The organism is Streptomyces klenkii (assembly GCF_003626645.1).
Lineage (GTDB): Bacteria > Actinomycetota > Actinomycetes > Streptomycetales > Streptomycetaceae > Streptomyces > Streptomyces klenkii.
Genome location: NZ_RBAM01000190.1, coordinates 1 through 1,061, shown reverse-complemented (window position 1 = coordinate 1,061; position 1,061 = coordinate 1). Strand labels below are relative to the sequence as shown.

Here is a 1,061-nt window from a genome sequence, read left to right as displayed (position 1 = left end):
CACCGAGAGCGTCACGCTCCCCGACGGCCGTGTGTGGCGCAACATCGTCACCGACGAGAAGCGCAAGGTGGCCGAGACCCTGGCCGAGTACCGCGGCACCTTCCGCTACAACCTGCTGGACGCGAACCTGCGCCGGTTCAACGCCCAGGTCCCCTCCATCGTCCAGTGGGACGACCACGAGGTCACCAACAACTGGTACCCCGGCGAGATCCTCAACGACCCCCGCTACACCGAGACTTCGGTGGACGTGCTCGTCGGCCGCGCCCGGCAGGCGTTCAGCGAGTACTACCCCGTCGCGGCCCGCCCGCCCCGCGGCCGGTTCTACCGCGTCGTGCGCTACGGCCCGCTGCTGGACGTCTTCGTCCTGGACATGCGCACCTACCGCAACGCCAACTCCCCCAACCGGCAGGAGCAGGACCCCCAGGGCATCCTCGGCGCGGAGCAACTCGCCTGGCTGAAGCGGGAGCTGGCCGCCTCCCGCGCCCGCTGGAAGGTCCTGGCCTCCGACATGCCGCTGGGCCTGGTCATCCCCGACGGCGCCACCGACTTCGAGGCCGTCGCCAACGGCGACCCCGGCGCGCCCCTGGGCCGCGAGCTCCAGATCGCGGAGCTGCTGCGGTTCATCAAGCACCGCCGGATCACCGGAACGGTGTGGCTGACCGCCGACGTCCACCGCACGGCCGCCCACCACTACGCGCCCGAGCGGGCGGCGTTCACGGACTTCGACCCGTTCTGGGAGTTCATCTCCGGCCCGCTGAACGCCGGCGCCTTCCCGGCCACGCCGCTGGACGGGACGTTCGGCCCCCAGCAGGTCTTCGACAAGGCCCCCGCGCGGGCCAACACCTCGCCCGCCGAGGGCTACCAGTTCTTCGGCGAGGTCGACATCGACGGCGGCGGGGCCCTCACGGTCCGGCTGCGCGAGGTCGGCGGGGCCGTGCTCTTCAGCCGGACCCTCCACGCCTGACCGGGGCCGTTGCCCCTGCGCCGGCGCCGGGGGGTGGCCCGTCCCGCGGTCAGACCACCTTCCGGCGCACCAGCGCGCCCAGCACCAGCGCCCCCGG

Annotated in this window: 1 protein-coding gene; it reads left to right on the top strand. The window is 73.0% G+C overall.

Annotated features, from left to right (window positions below):
- A partial coding sequence (locus D7231_RS35680) for an alkaline phosphatase D family protein (RefSeq protein WP_199739552.1) occupies positions 1-964 on the top strand: 964 nt, incomplete at its 5' end.
- Between the last annotated feature and the right edge of the window lie 97 nt (positions 965-1,061).